Origin of the sequence: Pseudomonas sp. p21, assembly GCF_001642705.1 — a bacterium.
GTDB lineage: Bacteria > Pseudomonadota > Gammaproteobacteria > Pseudomonadales > Pseudomonadaceae > Aquipseudomonas.
The window spans coordinates 1-22,139 of the sequence record NZ_LWBV01000008.1; the positions used below are offsets into that span (position 1 = coordinate 1).

Genomic DNA, 22,139 nt, shown 5'->3' on the forward strand with positions numbered 1-22,139 from the left:
GTTAAGGCACGCAATCAACTGCGCGAAGCCCTCAGGGTCATTCTTGACTTGAAAATGCGGGATTTTCTCAGGGAAAAAACCCACATCCAGAGTCGCTTGCGAAACATCGAGACCAACGAAGTAGGAAATCATCGCCACGCCCTCTTACACTGAAGAAGTGAGAGCACTCTGACTTAGCCCTAGCTTGTGATTTCGAGTTCGCGGCTCATTCAACTGTTCGGGCTTATGGTCAGAGTGAGAGGTGGATGGTGACTAGGCTCCCACTCGTGCTTTAGGCACCGCTGGCTATCAGTCTGCCATCCACTGCTCTCACCCTTTTGAGTTTAATGGGCCTTGAAGACACAAGCTGGCTTGCCGGCGATTGGCCGCTCAGCGGCCACGGCTCTTTCCTGACATCCTGCGACAGCGCATACTCTGGCGCCGGGCCGGCGTGCCCGGTGATCTTTGCCTATGCTGCTGTCTACCATCAAGGAACCAACGTGACGAGGAACACCGCCATGTTCTACGTGCAACGCGACGCCGCTGGCCAGTTGCTGCGGGTAGAAGCAGCCGCTTTTGACCAGTTCACCGAAATGCTCCCCGCCGACCATGCCGATATCCAGGAATGGTTTGCCGATGACGTCGTGGAAAACAGCCTCAACCAGCTCAAGCAAAGCGACCTCGACATGATCCGCGTGCTCGAGGACCTGATCGACGTGCTGACCGCCAAGGGGGTGTTCAAGATCACCGACCTGCCCCCCGGTGCGCAGGCCAAGCTGCTTAACCGTTCTACAGCGCGCAAGGCGCTCAGCAGCCTGAACAACCTCATCGATGAAGAAGAGCAGGGCGGGCTGATCTGACTGCGCAACGCCCTTACAGCAGTTTTATGGTTATTCATTAACGGTATTTAAAATATAACTCTTATGACTTTATAGTCACCTCCACTGCGTACCCGTCGACCAATCGATGCGCCGCACGACTTGAACCCACACGGGAAATCCCCGTGCGTTTCTGATCGTTGCGCGCCATTGAAGTCGCGCACTGCGTGGGAGTGAAAAATGTCAGCCGCCTCGAACGCCTTGTCGATCATCGACAGCGCCCAGCCGCAACGCTTCGAAATCCGCCCGTTCTCCGGTGCCGTAGGCGCCGAGATCATCGGCCTGGACCTGGCCAGACCGGTCAACGCCGAGGATTTCACCCGTATCCATCGCGCCCACCTCGACCACCATGTGCTGGTGTTCCGCGACCAGCGCATCAGCCCTGACCAGCAGATCGCCTTCAGCCGCCGCTTCGGCCCATTGCAGATCCATGTGCTCAAACAGTTCCTGCTCGCCGGCCATCCCGAGATCCTGATCGTTTCCAACATCATCGAAAACGGCCAGAACATCGGCCTGGGCGATGCTGGCAAGTTCTGGCACTCGGACCTGTCGTACAAGGAACTGCCCAGCCTTGGCTCCATGCTGCATGCCCAGGAGCTGCCCAGTGAAGGCGGCGATACCCTGTTCGCCGACATGCACAAAGCCTGGGACGCCGTACCCGCATCCCTGCGCAACGTGGTCGAGGGCCGCAGTGCCGCCCACTCCTACACCGCCCGTTACGCCGAGACCAAATTCGAAGGCAACTGGCGCCCGAGCCTGACCGCCGAGCAGTTGGCGCAGGTACAGGAAGTCATCCACCCGGTGGTCCGTACCCACCCGGAAAACGGCCGCAAGGCGCTGTTCGTCAGCGAAGGCTTCACCACCCGCATCGTCGGCCTGCCAGACGACGAAAGCCGCGACGTGTTGCAGCAGCTGTATGCCCTGAGCGTGCTGGAGCAGAACATCTACCGCCACCAGTGGCAGCCCCACGACCTGGTGTTCTGGGACAATCGCTCGTTGATCCACCTGGCCACCGGCTGCCCCGCACACCTGCGGCGCAAGCTGTACCGCACCACCATCCAGGGCGATGCCCCGTTCTGACGACTGAGGAAACCCATCATGCGTAAATCCATCAGCCGCCTGGCGGCAAGCATTGGCCTGGGCGCAAGCCTGGTCGTCGGCAGCCTGGCGGCCCCCGCAACGGCGCAAGCAGAAGGCAAGATTCGCATCGCCGAGCAGTTCGGCATTGTCTACCTGCTGCTGAACGTAGTGCGTGACCAGCATCTGATCGAAAAACATGGCAAGGAGCAGGGCATCGACATCGAAGTCGATTGGGCTCAGCTGTCGGGTGGTTCGGCCATCAACGACGCACTACTGTCCGGTTCGGTGGACATCGCCGGCGCCGGTGTCGGCCCGCTGTTGACCGTGTGGGACCGCACCAAGGGCCGACAGAACGTCAAGGCCGTGGCCTCGCTGGGCAACTTCCCGTACTACCTGGTCAGCAGCAACCCCAACGTGAAGACCATTGCCGACCTCTCCGACAAAGACCGCATCGCCGTACCGGCGGTAGGCGTTTCGGTGCAGTCACGCTTCCTGCAGTACGCCGCCGCCCAGCAGTGGGGCGACAAGGAATACAACCGCCTCGACAAATACACCCTGGCCGTGCCGCACCCGGATGCCACTGCCGCGCTGCTGGCCGGCGGCACCGAACTCAACGGGCACTTCTCCAACCCGCCGTTCCAGGACCAGGTGCTGGCCAACAAGAACGTGCACGTGGTGCTCAACAGCTACGACCTGCTCGGCCCCAACTCGCCCACCTTGCTTTTCGCCACCGAGAAATTCCGCAAGGACAACCCCAAGACCTACAAGGCCTTCGTCGATGCGCTGGCCGAAGCCGCGGACTTCGCCCAGAAGGACAAGGCGGCCGCCGCCGACACCTACATCCGCGTGACCAAGGCCAAGATCGACCGCGACACGCTGATCAAGCTGATCGACAACCCGCAGTACGAGTTCACCGTCACGCCCAAGAACACCTACAAGCTGGCCGACTTCCTCTATCGGGTAGGCGCCATCAAGCACAAGCCGGAATCGTGGAAGGACTACTTCTTCCAGGATGAACGCCCGCTGCAGGGGAGCTGACCGATCATGACCGCCCCATTGCCAGGCCACACGGCCAGCAACCTGAGCCGTGTCGCCACGCCGCCCTTGCTCAAGGTGGATAACCTCAGTCTCGAATACCGCACCGCGCAACGCGTGGTGCGGGCCACCCACCAGGTCAGCTTCGAAGTCGACCGTGCCGACCGTTTCGTGCTGCTCGGCCCCTCCGGCTGCGGCAAGTCCACCTTGCTCAAGGCCGCGGCCGGGTTCATCTCGCCCCAGGAAGGGCAGATTCTGCTGCAAGGCCAGCCGGTCAACGGCCCTGGCCCCGACCGCATCGTGGTGTTCCAGGAGTTCGACCAGCTGCCGCCGTGGAAGACGGTGAAGCAGAACGTCATGTTCCCGCTGCTGGTGTCGGGCCAGCTGAAACGCGCCGAAGCCGAGGAGCGGGCACTGCACTACCTGGAAAAAGTCGGCCTGGCAGCCTTTGCCGATGCCTACCCGCACACCCTGTCGGGCGGTATGAAGGCGCGCGTGGCGATTGCCCGGGCCTTGGCCACGCAGCCGAAGATCCTGTTGATGGACGAACCGTTCGCGGCACTTGATGCGCTGACCCGACGCAAGATGCAGGAAGAATTGCTGCTGCTGTGGGAAGAGGTGCGTTTTACCCTGCTGTTCGTTACTCACTCCATCGAAGAAGCACTGGTGGTCGGCAACCGCATCCTGCTGCTGTCGCCCCACCCGGGGCGGGTGCGCGCCGAAGTGCACAGCCACCAGTACGACCTGGGCAGCCTGGGGGGCAGCGACTTCCAGGCCAGTGCCCGGCGCATCCACCGTTTACTGTTCGATGAGGCGGATGCGCCTGAACAGCCCGACGATCTTGGTTTCAACGATATCCGCATCGCCTACTGACAGGAGCTTCAGCCATGACCACTACACCTGTACGCCAGGAATACGAGGTGCAGCTGGAGCCCCTGCTCAGTGTGCCTTTGGAGCGCCAGCTACCGCTGGCGCAACGCCTGTGGCAGCACGGCTGGCTGCGCAAGGCGGTCATCCTGCTGGTGATCGCCGTGCTGTGGGAGGCCATCGCCCGCTACCAGGGCAACGATCTGTTGCTGCCGACCTTCCTGCAGACGGCCACGGCGCTGTGGGACGGCCTGGTCAGCGGGGAGTTGCCGGCCAAGGTTGGCGTGTCGCTGGTGATTTTGCTCAAGGGCTACCTGCTGGGGATCATCCTGGCCTTCGGCCTCACCAGCTTGGCGGTGTCGACCCAGCTTGGGCGCGATCTGCTGGGCACGCTGACCTCGATGTTCAACCCGTTGCCGGCGATTGCCCTGTTGCCCCTGGCCTTGCTGTGGTTCGGGCTGGGTGACAACAGCCTGATCTTCGTGCTGGTGCACTCGGTGCTGTGGGCGCTGGCGCTGAACACCTATGCCGGCTTCCTCGGCGTGTCCGAGACGCTGCGCATGGCTGGACGCAACTATGGCCTGAAAGGGCTGCGGCTGGTGCTGCACATCCTGGTGCCGGCGGCGCTGCCGTCGATCCTGTCGGGGCTCAAGATCGGCTGGGCGTTCGCCTGGCGCACACTGATCGCTGCCGAGCTGGTGTTCGGGGCCAGCAGTGGCAAAGGCGGGTTGGGTTGGTACATCTTCCAGAACCGCAACGAGCTATACACCGACAAGGTGTTTGCCGGGTTGGCGGTGGTGATCCTGATCGGCTTGCTGGTGGAAGGACTGGTGTTCAATACCCTGGAGCGGCTGACGGTGCGGCGCTGGGGGATGCAGCGCTAGCAGGTAAACCTGTACCGGCCTCTTCGCGGGCTTGCCCGCTCCCACAGGAAAACCACACGTTTCAGAATCTGTAGAGCACCTGTGGGAGCGGGCAAGCCCGCGAAGAGGCCGGCACAGGCTACAAATTCTGGTACTGCGCAGCCGCATTGCTCAGGATCCTGCCAATCTCCTCCCGTAAGCCGGCAGGCTGCTCCACCACCACCCCATCCCCATGGCTCAACAGCCACCAGCGCAGCGGCCAGCCATCACTCACTGTGGCCCGCAACCGATGCCCGTGCTCCAGCGGCGTCAGCTGCATGTCACTGCTTAGCGGCGCATCCCGCAACTGCCGCGCCAGCGCATCGCTGATCCGCGCCACCAACCCCACCCCCTCACCCCGGGCCGGTTGCAAGGCATCGCCACGCAGGTGCGTCAGCAAGTCGAAATTGCCGCGCAGCTCGCCCACGGCGCTTGCCGACCAGTGCCAGCCAAACGGGATGCTCTTGTCATTGCGTTCCAGCGGAAATATTAGCGACAGCTCATTGAGGTCGCGCTCGACAGTGCGTTTGCTGACAGTGAAGCCCACGTCACGCAGGCGCCATACCAGCTCGGCGCTGGTAATACCTGGGGAACGGCTGGGCAGTTGGCGCAGCAGCGCCCACTGCCGGCTGAGGGTGGCGCGAGTGGTGGCGAACGGCAAAAGATAACGTCCTTGTCTAGGCTTGCCGCAATAGGATGGCGGCAGGCGTGGGTCATGGCAATTGGCCACAGCCTGCTCAGATCAAGGAAGTCGCATTTGGTTGCCTGGTGCCGAATCGTTCGCGACAGGTTTTGACGCTACGTCACGCAGAATCACGCCTCATCACAGCCAAAGGTTGGGGCTGTGTGTCGTTCAATGAGGATGAACATGTCTGCTGCCAGCAATATCCATTCGCTGCTTGCCCGCCTTTTGCCCGAGCGGGTCATTGCCCCACCGGCCGCTGTCGGGAGGCGACAGCGACTGTTTGTCGGGATAGGGATGCCCAGCCAGCGTTCGCTGCTGGTCAGCCGCCTGGACGAAGCCAGCGACATGCAGGCGGTGTATGTCGACCTGCGCCGCCAGGCCTTGCAAGGCAACGTGGCGGCGCTCAACGACCTTGGCTGGATCTGGCTCAACGGCAAATACTGGCGTGCTGACACCGTGTTGGCCGGCCACCTGTTGCGCATGGCGGCCCTGCAGGGCAATGCCGCGGCGTGGTTCAACCTTGGGCAGCAACATTACTTCGGCAAGGGCATCGAGCCCTCTTACGTGCAGGCGGCGGAATGCTACCGGCAGGCGTTCGAGCGGGGCATGCTGCATGCTGCTGCCGCGCTGGGTGACCTGTACGAGGAAGAGGTGTGTAACGGCGGCCAGCAGTGGCAGGTCGACCTGGTGCAGGCTTACCAGTGGTTCCTGCGCGGGGCCGAGCGGGGCGAGGCACGCTGTCGTTTCGAGGTGGGTTACAGGTTGATGCACGGGCTGTACGTGGAGGCTGACCTCAAGGCCGCGCTCTACTGGCTGGAGCTGGCGGCAGCGGCGGGGGTGGTGCAGGCGGCCGAGGAGCTGGCGGTGCACTTCAGCAGCGGCGACGAGGTACGGTACCAGGAGTGGCGGGACCGAGCGGTGCAGATGGGCAGCACACTGGCCTTGACCATGAAGCTGGAAGACCAGATACAGCCCTGAATTTGCTGTTGCCTGTACCGACCCTTTCGCGGGCTCGCCCGCTCCCACAGGGATCGCACAAACTTCAGGTCCTGTGAGATCCCTGTGGGAGCGGGCAAGCCCGCGAAAGGTCTAGTACAGACAAAAGCATGAACAACATTTCACCCAAGCTATCCGTCACCCCCGGTTGACGACAGGGGTAGGCACAGGCGTATATTGATAGTTAGCAAACTATGAATATCCTTGGTTCCTGTCATGTCCCTTGATCTCCTGCGCCTGCAAGTCAGCAGTGGCATGGTGGTTGCCGCCCGCCATTGGCGGCGCATTTGCCATACCGCCCTGACCGGTTACGGTATTTCCGAGGCCTGCGCCGCGCCGTTGCTGATGATCGTGCGCCTGGGCGACGGCGTGCATCAGGTGGCCGTGGCCCAGGCCGCCGGCCTGGAAAGCCCATCGCTGGTGCGCCTGCTCGACCAACTGTGCAAGGCTGGCCTGGTATGCCGCAGCGAGGACCCGCTGGACCGCCGCGCCAAAGCCCTGAGCCTGACCGCCGAGGGCCGCGCCCTGGCCGAATCCATCGAAGCCGAACTGGTGCGCCTGCGCCGCGAGGTGCTGCAGGATATCGACCAGGCCGACCTGGAAGCCGCCTTGCGCGTGCTGCGTGCCTTCGAAGCTGCCGGCCTGGGCAACACAGGCGGGGCGGCATGAACGGTTTCTTCAGCTCGGTGCCCCCCGCCCGCGACTGGTTCTATGGCGTGCGTACCTTTGCCGCCTCCATGATCGCCCTGTACATCGCCCTGCTCATGCAGTTGCCGCGCCCCTATTGGGCCATGGCTACGGTGTATATCGTTTCCAGCCCGTTCCTTGGCCCCACCAGCTCCAAGGCCCTGTACCGTGCCGTGGGTACGCTGCTCGGCGCCGGCGGGGCGATTTTCCTGGTACCACCGCTGGTGCAGTCGCCGTTGCTGCTGAGCATCGCCATCGCCCTGTGGACCGGCACCTTGCTGTTCCTTTCGCTGAACCTGCGCACCGCCAACAACTACGTGCTGATGCTGGCTGGCTACACCTTGCCGATGATCGCCCTGGCTGTGGTCGACAACCCGCTGGCAGTGTTCGACGTGGCGTCTTCCCGCGCCCAGGAAATCTGCCTGGGGATCGTCTGCGCGGCGGTGGTCGGGGCGATCTTCTGGCCACGCCGGCTGGCGCCGGTTGTAGTCGGTGCCACCGGCAGCTGGTTCACCGAGGCGATCCGCTACAGCGACACCTACCTGGCCCGTGATGTCAGCGCCGACAAAGTTGGCGGCATGCGCGGGGCGATGGTTGCCACCTTCAACTCGCTGGAGCTGATGATCGGCCAGCTCGGCCATGAAGGCGCCGGTCCGCACACCCTGAAGAACGCCCGCGAGTTGCGCGGGCGCATGATCCATCTGCTGCCGGTGATCGACGCCCTCGACGACGCCCTGGTAGCCCTCGAAGGCCGCGCCCCGGCTCAGTTCGCCCAGTTGCAACCGCTGCTCGATGCCGCCCGCGAATGGCTCAAGGGCACCGCCGACAGCGCCTCGGTCGCCCGCTGGACCGCCCTGCACGAACAGATCGAGCGCCTGCAACCCGGCGCCGCAGCCCTCGACCAGCGCGCCGAACTGCTACTGTCCAACGCCCTGTATCGCCTGACCGAATGGGCCGACCTGTGGCAGGACTGCTGCAGCCTGCAACACGCCCTGCGCAGCGACGATGCCCAACCCTGGCGCGCGGTGTACCGCCACTGGCGCCTGGGCCGCCTGACGGCGTTCTTCGACCGTGGCCTGATGCTGTACTCGGTGGCCTCCACCGTGCTGGCGATCATCGTCGCCTGCGGCCTGTGGATCGGCCTGGGCTGGAACGACGGCGCCAGCGCAGTGATCCTCGCTGCCGTGTCGTGCAGCTTCTTCGCCGCCATGGACGACCCGGCGCCGCAGATCTACCGGTTCTTCTTCTGGACGCTGATGTCGGTCATCTTCTCCAGTCTCTACCTGTTCCTGGTGCTGCCCAACCTGCACGATTTCCCGATGCTGGTGCTGGCCTTCGCTGTGCCGTTCATCTGCGTCGGCACCCTGACCGTGCAGCCGCGCTTTTACCTCGGCACTTTGCTGACCATCGTCAACACCTCGACCTTCATCAGCATCCAGGGCGCCTACGACGCCGACTTTTTCACCTTCCTCAACTCCAACCTGGCGGGGCCCGTGGGGCTGCTGTTCGCCTTCATCTGGACCCTGGTGATGCGCCCGTTTGGCGTGGAGCTGGCGGCCAAGCGCATGACCCGCTTCGCCTGGCGCGACATTGTCGAAATGACCGAGCCGGCCACCCTGGCCGAGCACCGCCAGGTCGGTGTGCAAATGCTCGACCGCCTGATGCAGCACCTGCCGCGCCTGTCGCAAACCGGCCAGGACAGCGGCGTGGCACTGCGTGACCTGCGCGTGGGGCTGAACCTGCTCGACCTGCTGGCCTATATGCCGCGTGCCGGCCAGCAGGCTCGCGAACGCCTGAACACGGTGATCGAGGAAGTTGGCGCGCACTACGCCGCCTGCCTGCGCGCCGGTGAGCGTCTGCACGCTCCGGCCGCGCTACTGCGCAACATGGAGCGCGCGCGCCTGGCGCTGAACCTTGATGAGCTGTACGAGCGCGGTGATGCCCGCACCCACCTGCTGCACGCCCTGAGCGGCCTGCGCCTGGCGCTGCTGCCGGGCGTGGAGGTGATGCTCGAGCCAGCCGAACAACCGCAACTGCCCCCCGGCCTCGACGGAGCGCCCCTGTGATTGGTGAACTGGATATCAGCGGGGTATTCCTGCCCACGCTGCTGGTGATGATGTTTGGCACCTACCTGCTGTTCCTCGGGGTGCACGCGGTGCTGGTGCGCCTGCATTTCTACCGCCTGGTCTGGCACCGGGCGTTGTTCAACGTTGCCCTGTATGCCGTGCTGCTTGGTGCGGTGGACCACTTTTGCCGAAACCTGATGCTGCCATGAAAAAACCTTTGCTGACCCTGGGCCGTGTGGTCCTGACCTTGCTGGTAGTGACCTTCGCCGCCGTGCTCGTGTGGCAGATGGTGGTCTACTACATGTTCGCCCCCTGGACCCGCGACGGCCACATCCGCGCCGACGTGATCCAGATCGCCCCGGACGTGTCCGGGCTGATCCAGAAGGTCGAGGTGCGTGACAACCAGACCGTCAAACGCGGCGATGTGCTGTTCACCATCGACCAGGACCGCTTCACCCTGGCCCTGCGCCAGGCCAGGGCGACCCTGGGTGAGCGCCAGGAAACCCTGGCCCAGGCCTCCCGCGAAGCACAGCGCAACCGCAAGCTGGGCAACCTGGTGGCCGCCGAACAGCTGGAAGAAAGCCAGTCCCGCGAGGCCCGTGCCCGTTCCGCCGTCAGCGAAGCGCAGGTGGCTGTCGATACAGCCCAGCTCAACCTGGACCGCTCGGTGGTGCGCAGCCCGGTGGACGGTTACCTCAATGACCGCGCACCGCGTGATCACGAATTCGTCACCGCCGGCCGCCCGGTGCTGTCGGTGGTCGACAGCGCCTCGTACCACGTCGATGGCTACTTCGAGGAAACCAAGCTTGGCGGTATCCACATTGGCGATGCCGTGGACATTCGCGTCATGGGCGACAACACCCGCCTGCGGGGCCATGTGCAAAGCTTTGCCGCCGGTATCGAAGACCGCGACCGCAGCAGCGGCGCCAACCTGCTGCCCAACGTCAACCCGGCGTTCAGCTGGGTACGCCTGGCCCAGCGTATTCCGGTGCGCATCGCCTTTGACGAAGTGCCGCAGGACTTCCGCATGATCGCCGGGCGAACCGCCACGGTGTCGATCATCGAGGGCCAGCGCCCATGAAACAGCTGATCCTGGCAGGGCTGTGTCTGTCGCTGGGGGCCTGCATGATGGTTGGCCCCGACTACGAAGTACCGAAGGACGCGGCGGTGCAACGCAGCGACCTTAACGGCCCGCTGCGCCAGGATGCCGACAGCGTGGTATCGGCACCAGTGCCCGAGGACTGGTGGCAGCTGTACCAGGATCAACGGCTGAACGAGCTAGTGCGCCAGGCCCTGAGTGCCAACACCGAACTGCGTGTGGCTGCCGCCAACATTGCCAAGGCACGCGCCCAGGTCGAGGTGGCTGAGTCGCAAGGTGGCTTCAACGGCGGCGTCAAGCTTGGCGCCCAGCGCCTGCAGGAGTCGGGTGAAGCCTTCCTGCTGCCCGAGAAAGTGCCGGTGGCCAACATCGGCGAGGCCATCATCAGTGCCTCGTACCAGTTCGACCTGTGGGGCACCTTCAAGCGTGGCACCGAGGCGGCCAAGGCCAATGCCGACGCAGTGCAGGCCGCCGCCGACACCGCCCGCATCACCCTGGTGGCGGACGTGGTCAAGGCCTATACCCAGGTGTGTTCAGCCAACGAGGAATACCACATTGCCCGCGAGTCGCTCGACCTGCAGGAGCAGAGCGTGAAGCTCAACCAGCGCCTGCGCGATGCCGGGCGTGGCGACGAAACCCAGGTCACCCGCTCGCAGACCCAGTTCAAATCCTTGCGCGCCGAACTGCCACGCTTCAAGGCGGAGCGCGAGACCGGCATGTACACCCTGGCCGCTTTGTTGGCCAAACCGGTCGACCAACTGCCTGCCGGCACTGCCGATTGTGCCGAGCTGCCGCACCTGAACCAACTGGTCCCGGTGGGCGATGGCGCTGCGCTGCTCAAACGCCGCCCAGATGTGCGCCAGGCCGAACGCCAGCTGGCTGCTGCCACCGCCTACATCGGCGTGGCGACTGGCGCCCTGTACCCGGATATCAGCATCGGCGCCCAGGTGGGCACCATCGGTATCCTCGAGAACCTCGGCGAGCCGTCTACCAACCGCTGGGGTTTCGGCCCACAGATCAGCTGGACCATCCCCACCAACGGCACCCGCGCCCGCATTCGCATGGCCGAAGCCTCGACCCAGGCGGCGCTGGCGAACTTCGATGGGGTGGTGTTGAACGCCATTCGCGAGACCCAGACCCGCCTGGCGCAGTACAGCGCACTGCTGGACCGCCGCGACGCGCTGGCCGAGGCGGAGAAGTCGGCCAAGGAAGCGGCGGACCAGACGCACCGGTATTACCAGGCTGGGCGTGAGTCGTTCCTGGCCGATCTACAGGCGACGCGCACCTATACCGACATGCGCGCGCAGTTGGCAGCGGCCAATAGCCAGGTGGCGCAGGGGCAGATTGGGGTGTTTCTGGCGTTGGGTGGGGGGTGGAAGGGCACTGCCAAGCCTTGAGGCCCAATCGCCGGCAAGCCAGCTCCCACAGGTACTCCACCGCTTTTGAGGCCTGTGGTTCACCTGTGTGAGCCGGCTTGTGCATGCCTTGAAGTTGGTGCGGACCATGTGGGAGTTGGCTTGCCGGCGATCGAGGGCAAAGCCCTCGCCTAGGTTCTAGAGCTGTAAGACATTTCCGAACCAGAAACCAAATGCTTCAGTTCGGACGCCATGTCGAATTATCCTACAGCACCTGTCGGAAGGTGCTGTCTTGGCTGGGAAGCACACCAGGTTTAATGTCCTCGGCTCGCCTTTTCAGGTGAGTTGCCTCACTTCTGTTGCCCAATCCTTTCTGTTTTAGTCGGTGTCGACAATAGACATTTACAGGCTTGATGTTATATCGGTATCGATATAATTTGTGTGCAGGCTCCTGGAATCTGTGCATTGCCATGTACGCCAGAAAGGTGCAGCGGCATGACCAAACACACGGGTGAGGCATGAGGCGCAAGCACAGCTGGCGATTGGAGCGATGGCGAAGGGGCATGCGGCATGTGGGACGGTCAGAAGCCTATCGAATGGGTAGGCGGCAGCAAGGATGATGTGCGCAGGTTTCCACCAGTGGCGAGGCAGCGGGCTGGGTATCAGCTGGACTTGATCCAGTCCGGTGAAGAACCTACCGACTGGAAGCCGATGGAGAATGTGGGGCAGGGTGTTCGGGAGATCCGCATCAAGTGTAAAGACGGTGCTTTTCGCGTGTTCTATGTTGTAAACCGCCCGGAGGCTGTCTATGTCCTGCATGCATTCCGCAAGACAACTGAAAAGACGGATAAGCGCGATATTGATGTGGCGAAAGCCCGATTCAGGTCGCTGGACTGAGAGGTGATCAACAATGGCGAATGAACGCTCGGCATCTGTATGGGACGCGCTGGCCGATACGCCAGAAGAGGCTGACAACCTTCGGCTGCGCTCGCAGTTGATGCGGACTTTGGTCAAGACGGTACGTGCCTGGGATCTACCTCAGAAGGATGCGGCGCGTCGGCTACATGTCACTCAACCGCGCTTGAGTGAGCTGTTGAACGGGAAGATTGACAAGTTCTCTCTGGATGCACTGGTGAATCTGCTGGCCAATGCCGATCTGGAAGTGGATTTCACGGTGAAGAAAAAGCTCGCCTGAATCGGCCGTTTTCAGCAAACACTGAGATGGGGATCCGTAAGACATTTCCGAACATGAAACCAAATGCTTCAGTTTCGGCTTTCTGTCGAATTATCCTACAGCACCTGTCGGAAGGTGCTGTCTTGGCTGGAAAGTGTTCCCAGAATACTGTCGTGGGGTCGCCTCGCAAGGCGATCGGGCGTGAGACACCCGGATTTCATTCGGTAGCACCGCTTTATGGCGGTCGTGTGCGGACAGGCTTTGGCCTGGCCGGGGTTACCGTATGTCCCGTGTCTCACACCGTGCACGACTGCCACCCAACTTCGTGAGACAAGGAGGAGAGCAGTTCAATCCCCCATACGGAGTTCCGCCATGAACAAGCTCGTCCCCGATCCACCTGTTACCGATCTGCTTCTGCTCGACCCTCCCGCGCTCTCGCTAATCGATCCACTCAGCCCCAAAGACGGCGAAGAGCTGATCAGCGCCCTCACCCTGACCATCGACCACACCACCACAGTCCTGCTCGACAACCCTCCCGGCGACATGCGCAATGCCATGGGCATGAACATTCGTTTGCTCTGCCGCCTGATCAATGCCGTGTGCGACCGCACCCATGCAACCCACCGCGATCAAGGAGCGACCCGATGAGCAATGACCCCAGAGATTCTGCAACCGCCGGGGTGGAAACCTTCGACCTGTTCCGCCTGCAGCCAAACGTACCGTTCAGCCATGCTTTTTCGCAGTTATCGGTGTTACTCGGCTGTATCCGCCACCTGACCACCGAGGCGGAGATGGAGAATGACCGCATTGCCGGTAGCGCTGCGCGGATACTCAGCGAGATGGCCAAGGCCTTGATCGATGATATGGAGCGGGGGATGAACAAGGTTCTTCAATAGCCATCAGGAACCTAGGGCCGCATCAGGAGGCTCCGCGTTAGGGCTGGAAGGGATCGCCGTTAGAGGTTCTTCGCCTGTGAGAGCGAGCGCCGCCCGCGCGGCGCATCGCGAGCAAGCTCGCTCCTACATCTGTTTCGGGCCAATTATTCCTGAGGCATGGGCGCGCGGCCCCTTTTTATTCACCTCGATATTGCGTGGGACAAACAAGGCGATCGCGCGCTGGTACAGGCGACACTGGCCCGAAACAAATGTAGGAGCGAGCTTGCTCGCGATGCGCCGCGCGGGCGGCGCTCGATCTCACAGGCGAAGAACCTCTAACGGCGGACATCCCACTTCATCAGATTTGTACCAAGATTTTTCATGAAATCCGCCCGGCACCCTTGAGCGAAGCTAAGTGGAAGTGAACAATGTTCTCTTTCGCATTCCCTTCGAGACTGGCCATGAAAACCCGTTCCCGTCTGCTTGCCTGGCTGCCGGCTTTATTGCTCGGCCCGGTACTGGCGCTGTGCAGTGCCCTGGCGCTGGCCGAAGCCCCCGCCGAGGCCACCAAGGCTTTGCACCTGCTCGACTACATTGGCGCCGACTACCCGCCGACCGTGCAGGATGGCAAGGTCATCGACGATGGCGAATACCGCGAGCAGCAAGAGTTCAGCGCGGTATTGGCTGAGCTGGTGAAGGGTCTGCCTGCCAATACCGAGCAAGCGGCACTGGAGCAGGGCATCCAAGCGCTGCGCCAGGCCATCGACCAGCGCCAGGACGGCCCGGTGGTGGCCAAGCAGGCCCGCCAACTGGGCGCGCGCCTGGCAGTGGCCTATGAGGTCAGCCAGGCCCCGGTAATCACCCCGGACCCGGCCCGTGGTGCTTCGCTGTACGCACAAAACTGCGCGATCTGCCACGGTGAAACCGGTGCCGGTGATGGACCGGCCGGCGTGGGCCTTGAGCCTGCACCCGCCAACCTGCGCGATGTATCGCGCCTCGACCAGTTGAGCCTGTTCGACCTCTACAACACCCTGGCCCTGGGCATCGATGGCACCGAGATGCCGTCCTTTGCCGACCAGCTGGATGACCGCCAGCGTTGGGACGTGGCTGCATACATTGCCGGTTTCACCGCCAATCCACAGCCTGGCAAAGGCGACAAGACCTGGAACATCGCCGACCTGGCCCGGCAAACCCCGGCCGAAGTCGCCGTCAGCGAAGGCGCCACGGCCGTGGAGGCTTTCCGCGCCCAGCGCGCCCAGCCGCCGCAGGTCAAACGTGGCCCGGCACAATTGCTCGAATACACCGCCAGCACCCTGGACAAGAGCCTGGCGGCCTACCGCGCAGGTGATCACGACCAGGCCTATGACCTGTCAGTAGCGGCCTACCTGGAAGGCTTCGAGCTGGTGGAAAGCTCGCTGGACAACATCGATACCCAGGCGCGCAAGGACACCGAAAAATCGCTGATGGCCTACCGTCAGTCGCTGCAGGACGGCTTGCCCGTGGCCCAGGCCGAACAACGCCTGAGCGAAGCCAAGGCCAAGCTGGAGCAGGCTTCCAGGCTGCTGGGCAGCGATGGTCTGAGCTGGTCGCTGAGCTTTGTATCCGGCTTGCTGATCTTGCTGCGCGAAGGCCTGGAGGCGATTCTGGTGCTGGCGGCGATCCTGGCCTTCCTGCGCAACACCGGCCAGCAGTCGGCAGTGCGCAGCGTCAACATTGGCTGGGGCCTGGCGCTGGTCGCCGGTTTCGCCACCTGGGCCCTGGCGGCCTACGTGATCGACGTCGGTGGCGCCCAGCGCGAGCTGCTGGAAGGCTGCACGGCGCTTTTCGCCGCGGTGATGGTGCTGTGGCTTGGCGTGTGGATGCACGACCGCCGCCATGCCGCCGCCTGGAAGGACTACATCAAGAGCAGCCTGGTCAGTGGCGGCGGACGCTTCGGTTTTGCCGTGCTGGCGTTCTTCTCGGTATACCGCGAACTGTTCGAAGTGATCCTGTTCTACGAAACCCTGTGGCTGCAGGCCGGCCCGGCCGGGCACCAGGCGGTACTGGCGGGCGGTGCCACGGCGCTGGTGCTGCTGGTGGGGTTGGCCTGGGTAATTCTGCGTGGTTCGGCCAAGCTGCCGCTGTCGCTGTTCTTCAGCATCAACGCCGCGCTGCTATGTGCCTTGTCGGTGGTGTTCGCCGGGCATGGCGTGAAGGCACTGCAAGAGGCCGGGGTGCTGGGCACGCGGCCGGTGGCGTTCTTCGAATTCGACTGGCTGGGGATCCACGCCGATGCCTACTCGCTGTCAGCGCAGGCGCTGGCCTTGCTGGCCATCGTGTTCTTGTACGGGCGCTCGCGCCTGGCGGAAAGGCGCAGGGCAGCGGCCAACTGATCGCCTGACAGGCTGGCGCGGCCCCCTGTGGGAGCGGGTTTACCCGCGAAGCAAGCGGCGCGGTGTATGGCACCGGCTTCGCCGGTGTTCGCGGCTAAAGCCGCTCCCACAGGGACCGCGCGAGTTTCAAAGTTTGAGCAAGACCGCCATTCAAGCCGGCTGTGGCGCCTTGAGAATGTTCTGCAACAGCTGGACACTTTCGACGGCGTCATGACCCAGGCTGGTCAGGTAGCCGCCATCAGGTTGATCGGTCAGCCCCTTTTCATGCAGGCGTTGCGCGGCGGCCACCAAGGCAGGGGAAGCGTTCTTGTGAATCTTGATGCCTTCCTGGCTGCTGTCGTGCTTGAACAGCGAAAGGACTTCCAGTTCAGCGATCAGATCGGGGGTAAAAGGCATGGCGACTCCTGACTTCCAGACAAGGATGACGGCACCGTTCTACGGTGCCTGATCTTCGAGTGTAGCCGGGTTATTCGTCCTCGCCTTGATCCATCTCAGGCGGTAACTCTGGCAGCGCCCGCAGCGCGCTTTCATACCACTCGCTGTTGAACGCGCGGTCTTCCACCAGCATGTTGTCGATCTCGAAGGCCAGCACATGGGCCATCAGGTTGAGAATGTCTTCACGCTCATAGCCAACCAGGGTCAGCTTGTTGAAGGTGGCCTTGGCCGCAGGCGGCTCGCCGCTTTCTATCTGGTTCTCGATAGCCTGGGTCAGCGTTGCCTCGGCGAAGGCTTCGTCGTCGTCATTGTCGATGTCGGTGGGCTCGCTCATGGCGGTACTCCTAGGATGGGATGCACAGTGTGCCACGCCTGTGGCAGCAATGCCCGGGCATTGACGGGGTGCATGACGCTGGTCAGGGGGCGGCTGATCGGTCTATAAAAGCCGGGCCAACCCCTTACGGCCTGGAGGCTGTTACCTCATGCTCAAGCTTTATGGATTCTCGGTCAGCAACTACTACAACATGGTCAAGCTGGCCCTGCTGGAAAAAGGCCTGCCCTTCGAGGAAGTCACCTTCTATGGCGGCCAGGCGCCCCGGGCGCTGGAAGTGAGCCCGCGAGGCAAGGTGCCGGTGCTGCAGACCGAACACGGCTTCCTCAGCGAAACCAGTGTGATCCTCGACTATATCGAGCAGACCCAGGGCGGCAAGGCGCTGCTGCCGGCCGACCCGTTCGGGCAAGCCAAGGTGCGTGAGCTGCTCAAGGAAATCGAGCTCTACATCGAACTACCGGCGCGTACCTGTTACGCCGAGTCTTTCTTTGGCATGTCGGTGGAGCCGCTGATAAAGGAAAAAGCCCGTGCCGACCTGCTGGCCGGTTTTGCCACGCTCAAGCGCAACGGCCGCTTCGCACCCTATGTGGCGGGTGAGCAACTGACCCTGGCAGACCTGATGTTCTGCTTCTCGGTCGACCTGGCCTGTGCCGTGGGCAAGAAGGTGCTGAACATCGACTTCCTGGCGGACTTCCCGCAGGCCAAGGCGTTGTTGCAGCTGATGGGCGAGAACCCGCACATGGCGCGGATCGTGGCGGACAAGGAGGCGGCGATGCCGGCCTTCATGGAGATGATTCGTAGCGGCAAGCGCTAAGTCTGGTGTTGGACCCTTCGCGGGCACGCCCGCTCCTACAGGGAAACGATGTACCTGTGGGAGCGGGCGTGCCCGCGAACGAGGGCGAAGCCCTCGCAATGGGCCTTAACGCGAAGTCAGCAGCGCCTTGCCGCGGGCCACGGCGGCACGCACCTGCGCCGGCGCAGTACCACCAATGTGGTTACGGGCATTCACCGAGCCTTCCAGGGTCAGCACGGCAAACACGTCCTGCTCGATCTGGTCGCTGAACTGGCGCAGTTCGTCCAGGCTCATTTCGGCCAGGTCCTTGCCGGTGTCCACGCCATACTTCACCGCGTGGCCCACGATCTCGTGGCAGTCACGGAACGGCAGGCCACGGCGTACCAGGTAGTCGGCCAGGTCGGTGGCGGTAGAGAAGCCGCGCAGGGCCGCTTCACGCATGATGGCGTGCTTGGGCTTGATTGCCGGGATCATGTCGGCAAAGGCACGCAGCGAGTCGCGCAGGGTGTCGGCGGCGTCGAACAGCGGTTCCTTGTCTTCCTGGTTGTCCTTGTTGTAGGCCAGCGGCTGGCCTTTCATCAGGGTCAGCAGGCCGGTCAGGGCGCCGAACACGCGGCCGCTCTTGCCACGTACCAGTTCTGGCACGTCCGGGTTCTTTTTCTGCGGCATGATCGAGCTGCCAGTGCAGAAGCGGTCTGGCAGGTCGATGAACTGGAACTGCGCGCTGGTCCACAGCACCAGCTCTTCGGAGAAGCGCGACAGGTGCATCATCGCCACGCTGGCGGCGGCGCAGAATTCGATGGCGAAGTCGCGGTCCGACACGCCATCCAGCGAGTTGCCGGCCACGGCTTCGAAGCCCAGCAGCTTGCAGGTGAGTTCGCGGTCGATCGGGTAAGTGGTGCCGGCCAGTGCGGCGCTGCCCAGGGGCATGCGGTTGGCACGCTTGCGGCAGTCGACCAGGCGCTCGTAGTCGCGGCTGAGCATTTCGAACCAGGCCAGCAGGTGGTGGCCGAAGGTGACCGGCTGGGCCGTCTGCAGGTGGGTGAAGCCGGGCATGATGGTTTCCGCTTCACGCTCGGCCTGCTCCAGCAGGCCCTGCTGCAGGCGGGTGATTTCGGCCAGGATCAGGTCGATTTCGTCACGCAGCCACAGGCGGATGTCGGTGGCCACCTGGTCGTTGCGGCTACGGCCGGTGTGCAGCTTCTTGCCGGTGATGCCGATACGGTCGGTCAGGCGTGCCTCGATGTTCATGTGCACGTCTTCGAGATCGACGCGCCAGTCGAATGTGCCGGCCTCGATCTCGCCCTGGATGGTCTTCAGGCCATCGATGATGGTGTCGCGCTCGGCATCGCTGAGCACGCCGACCTGCGCCAGCATGGTGGCATGGGCGATCGAACCCATGATGTCGTGGCGGTACAGGCGCTTGTCGAAATCGACCGAGGCGGTGAAACGGGCGACGAAGGCGTCGACGGGTTCACTGAAGCGGCCGCCCCAGGACTGATTGGTCTTGTCGGTGCTCATGGATTCACTCATTGCAGGCGTGAACGAAAAAGAGGCGCCGATGATAGCAGGGTTGGGCGGGCCGCCGCAGGGCGCTGGTCGAGAGAAATGCACGGAAAACGGCAGAGAAGGATTTGCAGGAATGAACGGCAGTGTTCCACGGACCGTCTACAGTTGGACTGAGGACTGGCAGTGAATCTGCCAGCCGAGTGAATCTTTGGCCATCGCACCGGTCTAGAGCGTGACCTTAGTGTCGCTCGAACCATACCTGTCTACGCTATACCTGTGCGAGACTCATTCAGGAATCCAGCGCAATTATGAATGTCCTGATCGTTGATGACGAACCCCAAGGCCGTGAGCGCCTTAGCCGGCTGCTCGGCGAACTGGAGGGTTACACCGTGCTGGAGCCTAGCGCCACCAACGGCGAGGAGGCCCTGGCGCTGATCGAAAGCCTCAAGCCCGATGTGGTCCTGCTGGACATCGGCATGCCAGGCCTGGATGGCCTGCAGGTTGCTGCTCGCCTGTGCGAGCGCGAGGCGCCGCCGGCGGTGGTGTTTTGCACCGGGGACGATGAATATGGTGCCGAGGCTTTCAAGGACAGTACCCTCAGCCATGTGACCAAACCTTTCCAGGCCCAGGCCTTGCGCGATGCCCTGCGCAAGGCCGAAAAGCCCAACCGCGGCCAGTTGGCGGCGCTCACCCGACCGGGTAATGAAGGTGGCGGCCCGCGTAGCCACATCAGTGCCCGTACGCGCAAAGGCATCGAGCTGATCCCTTTGCCCCAGGTGATCTACTTCATTGCCGACCACAAGTACGTGACCTTGCGCCACGAGGCCGGGGAAGTGCTGCTCGACGAGCCGCTCAAGGCCCTGGAAGACGAGTTTGGCGAACGCTTCGTGCGTATCCACCGCAACGCGCTGGTCGCCCGTGAGCGTATCGAACGCCTGCAGCGCACCCCGCTGGGGCATTTCCAGCTGTACCTGAAAGGCCTGGACGGGGACGCCCTGACCGTCAGCCGGCGCCATGTGGCCGGTGTGCGCAAGATGATGCAGACCCTCTGAGCCCTTTGCGCAAGTCTGTGGATTTGCTCGGGCCTTGTGGGAGCGGCCTTGTGTCGCGAAAGAGCCGCAAAGCGGCCCCAGCAAATTATGCATCGCTGCCGAAACCCAGGGGCCGCTGTGCGGCCCTTTCGCGACACAAGGCCGCTCCCGCAGCAAACCACGCATGGCCTGTTGATCCGTATCTGCTAGCGATACCGGCGATGCTGTTATCATCGACAGCATTTCTCTGGATCGGGGCGTTCCATGTCCACTCGCGAAATCCGCATTGCCACCCGTAAAAGTGCCTTGGCCCTGTGGCAGGCCGAATACGTCAAAGCCCGCCTCGAGCAGGCCCACCCCGGTCTGCTGGTAACCCTGGTGCCCATGGTCAGCCGTGGTGACAAGCTGCTCGACGCTCCGCTGGCGAAGATTGGCGGCAAGGGCCTGTTCGTCAAGGAACTGGAAACCGCCTTGCTGGACAATGAAGCCGACATCGCCGTGCATTCGATGAAGGACGTGCCCATGGACTTCCCCGAAGGCCTGGGCCTGTACTGCATCTGCGAGCGCGAAGACCCGCGCGATGCCTTCGTCTCCAACCGCTTCGCCAGCCTCGACGCGCTGCCGGCCGGCAGCATCGTCGGTACCTCCAGCCTGCGCCGCCAGGCCCAGTTGCTGGCGCGTCGCCCGGACCTGCAAATCCGCTTCCTGCGCGGCAACGTCAACACTCGCCTGGCCAAGCTGGATGCCGGTGAATACGACGCCATCATCCTTGCCGCCGCCGGCCTGATCCGTCTGGGCTTCGAAGACCGCATCACCTCCACCATCAGCGTCGATGACAGCTTGCCGGCTGGCGGCCAGGGCGCGGTGGGCATCGAGTGCCGCAGCGCCGACCACGAAATTCACGCGCTGCTGGCGCCGCTGCACCATGCCGACACCGCCGACCGGGTGGTGGCCGAGCGTGCCTTGAACAAACGCCTGAATGGTGGCTGCCAGGTGCCGATTGCCTGCTATGCGGTACTGGAAGGTGACCAGCTGTGGCTGCGTGGCCTGGTTGGCCAGCCCAGCGGCGGCACGCTGCTGGTGGCCGATGCCCGCGCGCCTCGTACTGCCGCCGAAACCCTGGGCGTGCAAGTGGCCGAGGACCTGCTGGGGCAGGGTGCCGAGGCCATCCTCAAGGAAGTCTACGGCGAGGCCGGCCACCCGTGAGCCAATGGCGCCTGTTGCTGACCCGGCCTGCCGAGGACTGTGCGGCACTGGCGCAAAGCCTGGCGGCGGCGGGGGTGGGCAGCAGCTGCCTGCCGCTGTTGGCGATCGAGCCCGTCGCTGTGGGTAACCAGCAACGCCTGTTGCTGGAAGGCCTGCCGGGCTTCCAGGCGATCATCGTGGTCAGCAAGCCGGCTGCCCGGTTGTTGCTTGAGCAACTGGCCGAGGCCGGCCTTCAGCCACCCGTGCAAGGTTGGTTCACTGTGGGCGAGGCGACCGCCGCCGTGCTGCAGGGTGCGGGCCTGGCGGTGAGCGTCCCGCCACGTGGTGATGACAGCGAAGCGTTGCTGGCGCTGCCAGCCCTGCGCCAGGCAGTTGCTGTGCCGGCGCCACGGGTCTTGATCGTTCGTGGCGTCGGAGGTCGCGAACTGCTGGCAGAGCGTCTTGCAGAGCAAGGTGCTAGTGTCGATTATCTGGAACTGTATCGTCGCTGCCTGCCGGCTTACCCGGCGGGCACCCTGATGCGCCGCATCGAAGCGGAACGCCTCAATGGCCTGGTGGTCAGCAGTGGGCAGGGTTTTGAACACTTGCAGCAGATGGCCGGTGCCGACTGGCTGCAGCTGGCGCGTCTGCCGCTGTTCGTGCCCAGTCCTAGGGTCGCCGAACAGGCCAGGGCCGCCGGGGCCCAACAGGTTGTGGATTGCCGTGGCGCCAGTGCCACGGCCTTGCTGGCAGCCGTGCAGCGCAGCGCTGCACCTGCCTCTTAAGGCGCTAAGCTGAACGCGAT

The 22,139-nt window shown here is 63.4% G+C and carries 24 protein-coding genes; 20 read left to right on the top strand and 4 right to left on the bottom strand.

Annotation, left to right across the window (positions count from 1 at the left end; translation table 11 throughout):
• Nucleotides 1–497: 497 nt before the first annotated feature.
• The 5 genes from A4C63_RS20785 (at nt 498) to A4C63_RS20805 (ending at nt 4,723) form a co-directional block, all read left to right on the top strand.
• Entirely contained in the window at nt 498–839 is a 342-nt protein-coding gene (locus A4C63_RS20785; protein WP_063914372.1) for a hypothetical protein, read from the top strand.
• 198 nt (nt 840–1,037) lie between these two features.
• A complete protein-coding gene (locus tag A4C63_RS20790) occupies nt 1,038–1,937 on the top strand; it encodes a TauD/TfdA family dioxygenase (RefSeq protein ID WP_063914373.1) in 900 nt (299 codons plus the stop codon).
• 18 nt (nt 1,938–1,955) lie between these two features.
• The gene (locus A4C63_RS20795; RefSeq protein ID WP_063914374.1) at nt 1,956–2,975 is read left to right on the top strand and encodes an ABC transporter substrate-binding protein; all 1,020 of its coding nucleotides are present in this window, start codon (nt 1,956–1,958) and stop codon (nt 2,973–2,975) included.
• 6 nt (nt 2,976–2,981) lie between these two features.
• A complete protein-coding gene (locus A4C63_RS20800; protein WP_063914375.1) occupies nt 2,982–3,845 on the top strand; it encodes an ABC transporter ATP-binding protein in 864 nt (287 codons plus the stop codon).
• Nucleotides 3,846–3,859: 14 nt separating this feature from the next.
• Complete coding sequence (locus A4C63_RS20805) at nt 3,860–4,723, top strand: ABC transporter permease (RefSeq protein WP_063914376.1); 864 nt, start codon at nt 3,860–3,862, stop codon at nt 4,721–4,723.
• Nucleotides 4,724–4,841: 118 nt separating this feature from the next.
• On the opposite strand, the gene A4C63_RS20810 is transcribed toward A4C63_RS20805, so the two are convergent.
• The gene (locus A4C63_RS20810) at nt 4,842–5,402 is read right to left on the bottom strand and encodes a WYL domain-containing protein (protein ID WP_063914377.1); all 561 of its coding nucleotides are present in this window, start codon (nt 5,400–5,402) and stop codon (nt 4,842–4,844) included.
• Between the two features lie 207 nt (nt 5,403–5,609).
• Between A4C63_RS20810 and A4C63_RS20815 the strand changes: the two genes are divergently transcribed.
• From A4C63_RS20815 to A4C63_RS20865, 11 genes are all read left to right on the top strand, one after another.
• Nucleotides 5,610–6,404 carry a tetratricopeptide repeat protein gene (locus tag A4C63_RS20815; protein WP_063914378.1) on the top strand — a complete coding sequence of 265 codons (795 nt, stop codon included), beginning with the start codon at nt 5,610–5,612 and terminating at the stop codon, nt 6,402–6,404.
• 234 nt (nt 6,405–6,638) lie between these two features.
• Nucleotides 6,639–7,091 (top strand): MarR family winged helix-turn-helix transcriptional regulator, encoded by a 453-nt coding sequence (locus tag A4C63_RS20820; protein ID WP_063914379.1) that lies wholly within the window; start codon nt 6,639–6,641, stop codon nt 7,089–7,091.
• Nucleotides 7,088–9,175: an FUSC family protein gene (locus A4C63_RS20825; protein ID WP_063914380.1), complete on the top strand. Its 2,088-nt coding sequence runs from the start codon at nt 7,088–7,090 to the stop codon at nt 9,173–9,175. Before A4C63_RS20820 ends, A4C63_RS20825 begins: the two co-directional genes overlap by 4 nt.
• Complete coding sequence (locus tag A4C63_RS20830) at nt 9,172–9,384, top strand: DUF1656 domain-containing protein (protein ID WP_003255905.1); 213 nt, start codon at nt 9,172–9,174, stop codon at nt 9,382–9,384. Before A4C63_RS20825 ends, A4C63_RS20830 begins: the two co-directional genes overlap by 4 nt.
• Nucleotides 9,381–10,256, top strand: coding sequence for an HlyD family secretion protein (locus A4C63_RS20835; RefSeq protein ID WP_063914381.1), 876 nt, complete (start codon nt 9,381–9,383; stop codon nt 10,254–10,256). The genes A4C63_RS20830 and A4C63_RS20835 overlap by 4 nt, the downstream gene beginning before the upstream one ends.
• Nucleotides 10,253–11,671, top strand: a complete 1,419-nt coding sequence (locus A4C63_RS20840) for an efflux transporter outer membrane subunit (protein ID WP_063914382.1) — start codon at nt 10,253–10,255, stop codon at nt 11,669–11,671. The genes A4C63_RS20835 and A4C63_RS20840 overlap by 4 nt, the downstream gene beginning before the upstream one ends.
• A gap of 528 nt (nt 11,672–12,199) precedes the next feature.
• A complete protein-coding gene (locus A4C63_RS20845) occupies nt 12,200–12,526 on the top strand; it encodes a type II toxin-antitoxin system RelE/ParE family toxin (protein ID WP_063914383.1) in 327 nt (108 codons plus the stop codon).
• 13 nt (nt 12,527–12,539) lie between these two features.
• A complete protein-coding gene (locus tag A4C63_RS20850; RefSeq protein ID WP_063914384.1) occupies nt 12,540–12,824 on the top strand; it encodes a helix-turn-helix domain-containing protein in 285 nt (94 codons plus the stop codon).
• A gap of 351 nt (nt 12,825–13,175) precedes the next feature.
• A complete protein-coding gene (locus A4C63_RS20855; protein ID WP_063914385.1) occupies nt 13,176–13,451 on the top strand; it encodes a hypothetical protein in 276 nt (91 codons plus the stop codon).
• The gene (locus A4C63_RS20860; RefSeq protein WP_025337270.1) at nt 13,448–13,699 is read left to right on the top strand and encodes a DUF3077 domain-containing protein; all 252 of its coding nucleotides are present in this window, start codon (nt 13,448–13,450) and stop codon (nt 13,697–13,699) included. Before A4C63_RS20855 ends, A4C63_RS20860 begins: the two co-directional genes overlap by 4 nt.
• A gap of 407 nt (nt 13,700–14,106) precedes the next feature.
• Nucleotides 14,107–16,050, top strand: coding sequence for an FTR1 family protein (locus tag A4C63_RS20865; RefSeq protein ID WP_063914386.1), 1,944 nt, complete (start codon nt 14,107–14,109; stop codon nt 16,048–16,050).
• 150 nt (nt 16,051–16,200) lie between these two features.
• On the opposite strand, the gene A4C63_RS20870 is transcribed toward A4C63_RS20865, so the two are convergent.
• Both A4C63_RS20870 and A4C63_RS20875 read right to left on the bottom strand, forming a co-directional pair.
• Nucleotides 16,201–16,446: a TIGR02647 family protein gene (locus A4C63_RS20870; protein ID WP_015268535.1), complete on the bottom strand. Its 246-nt coding sequence runs from the start codon at nt 16,444–16,446 to the stop codon at nt 16,201–16,203.
• 70 nt (nt 16,447–16,516) lie between these two features.
• Nucleotides 16,517–16,819, bottom strand: coding sequence for a hypothetical protein (locus A4C63_RS20875; protein WP_063914387.1), 303 nt, complete (start codon nt 16,817–16,819; stop codon nt 16,517–16,519).
• A 148-nt stretch (nt 16,820–16,967) separates the two neighbouring features.
• Between A4C63_RS20875 and A4C63_RS20880 the strand changes: the two genes are divergently transcribed.
• Complete coding sequence (locus A4C63_RS20880; RefSeq protein WP_063914388.1) at nt 16,968–17,630, top strand: glutathione S-transferase; 663 nt, start codon at nt 16,968–16,970, stop codon at nt 17,628–17,630.
• 105 nt (nt 17,631–17,735) lie between these two features.
• On the opposite strand, the gene argH is transcribed toward A4C63_RS20880, so the two are convergent.
• On the bottom strand, nt 17,736–19,130 hold the full coding sequence (gene argH, locus A4C63_RS20885; RefSeq protein WP_063914389.1) for an argininosuccinate lyase: 1,395 nt from the start codon (nt 19,128–19,130) through the stop codon (nt 17,736–17,738).
• Nucleotides 19,131–19,426: 296 nt separating this feature from the next.
• Here argH and A4C63_RS20890 point away from each other — a divergent pair, with 296 nt between their 5' ends.
• The 3 genes from A4C63_RS20890 (at nt 19,427) to A4C63_RS20900 (ending at nt 22,119) form a co-directional block, all read left to right on the top strand.
• Entirely contained in the window at nt 19,427–20,170 is a 744-nt protein-coding gene (locus tag A4C63_RS20890; protein WP_063914390.1) for a LytTR family DNA-binding domain-containing protein, read from the top strand.
• 243 nt (nt 20,171–20,413) lie between these two features.
• Complete coding sequence (hemC, locus tag A4C63_RS20895; RefSeq protein ID WP_063914391.1) at nt 20,414–21,355, top strand: hydroxymethylbilane synthase; 942 nt, start codon at nt 20,414–20,416, stop codon at nt 21,353–21,355.
• Nucleotides 21,352–22,119, top strand: a complete 768-nt coding sequence (locus A4C63_RS20900) for a uroporphyrinogen-III synthase (RefSeq protein ID WP_063914392.1) — start codon at nt 21,352–21,354, stop codon at nt 22,117–22,119. Before hemC ends, A4C63_RS20900 begins: the two co-directional genes overlap by 4 nt.
• Nucleotides 22,120–22,139 lie beyond the last annotated feature (20 nt).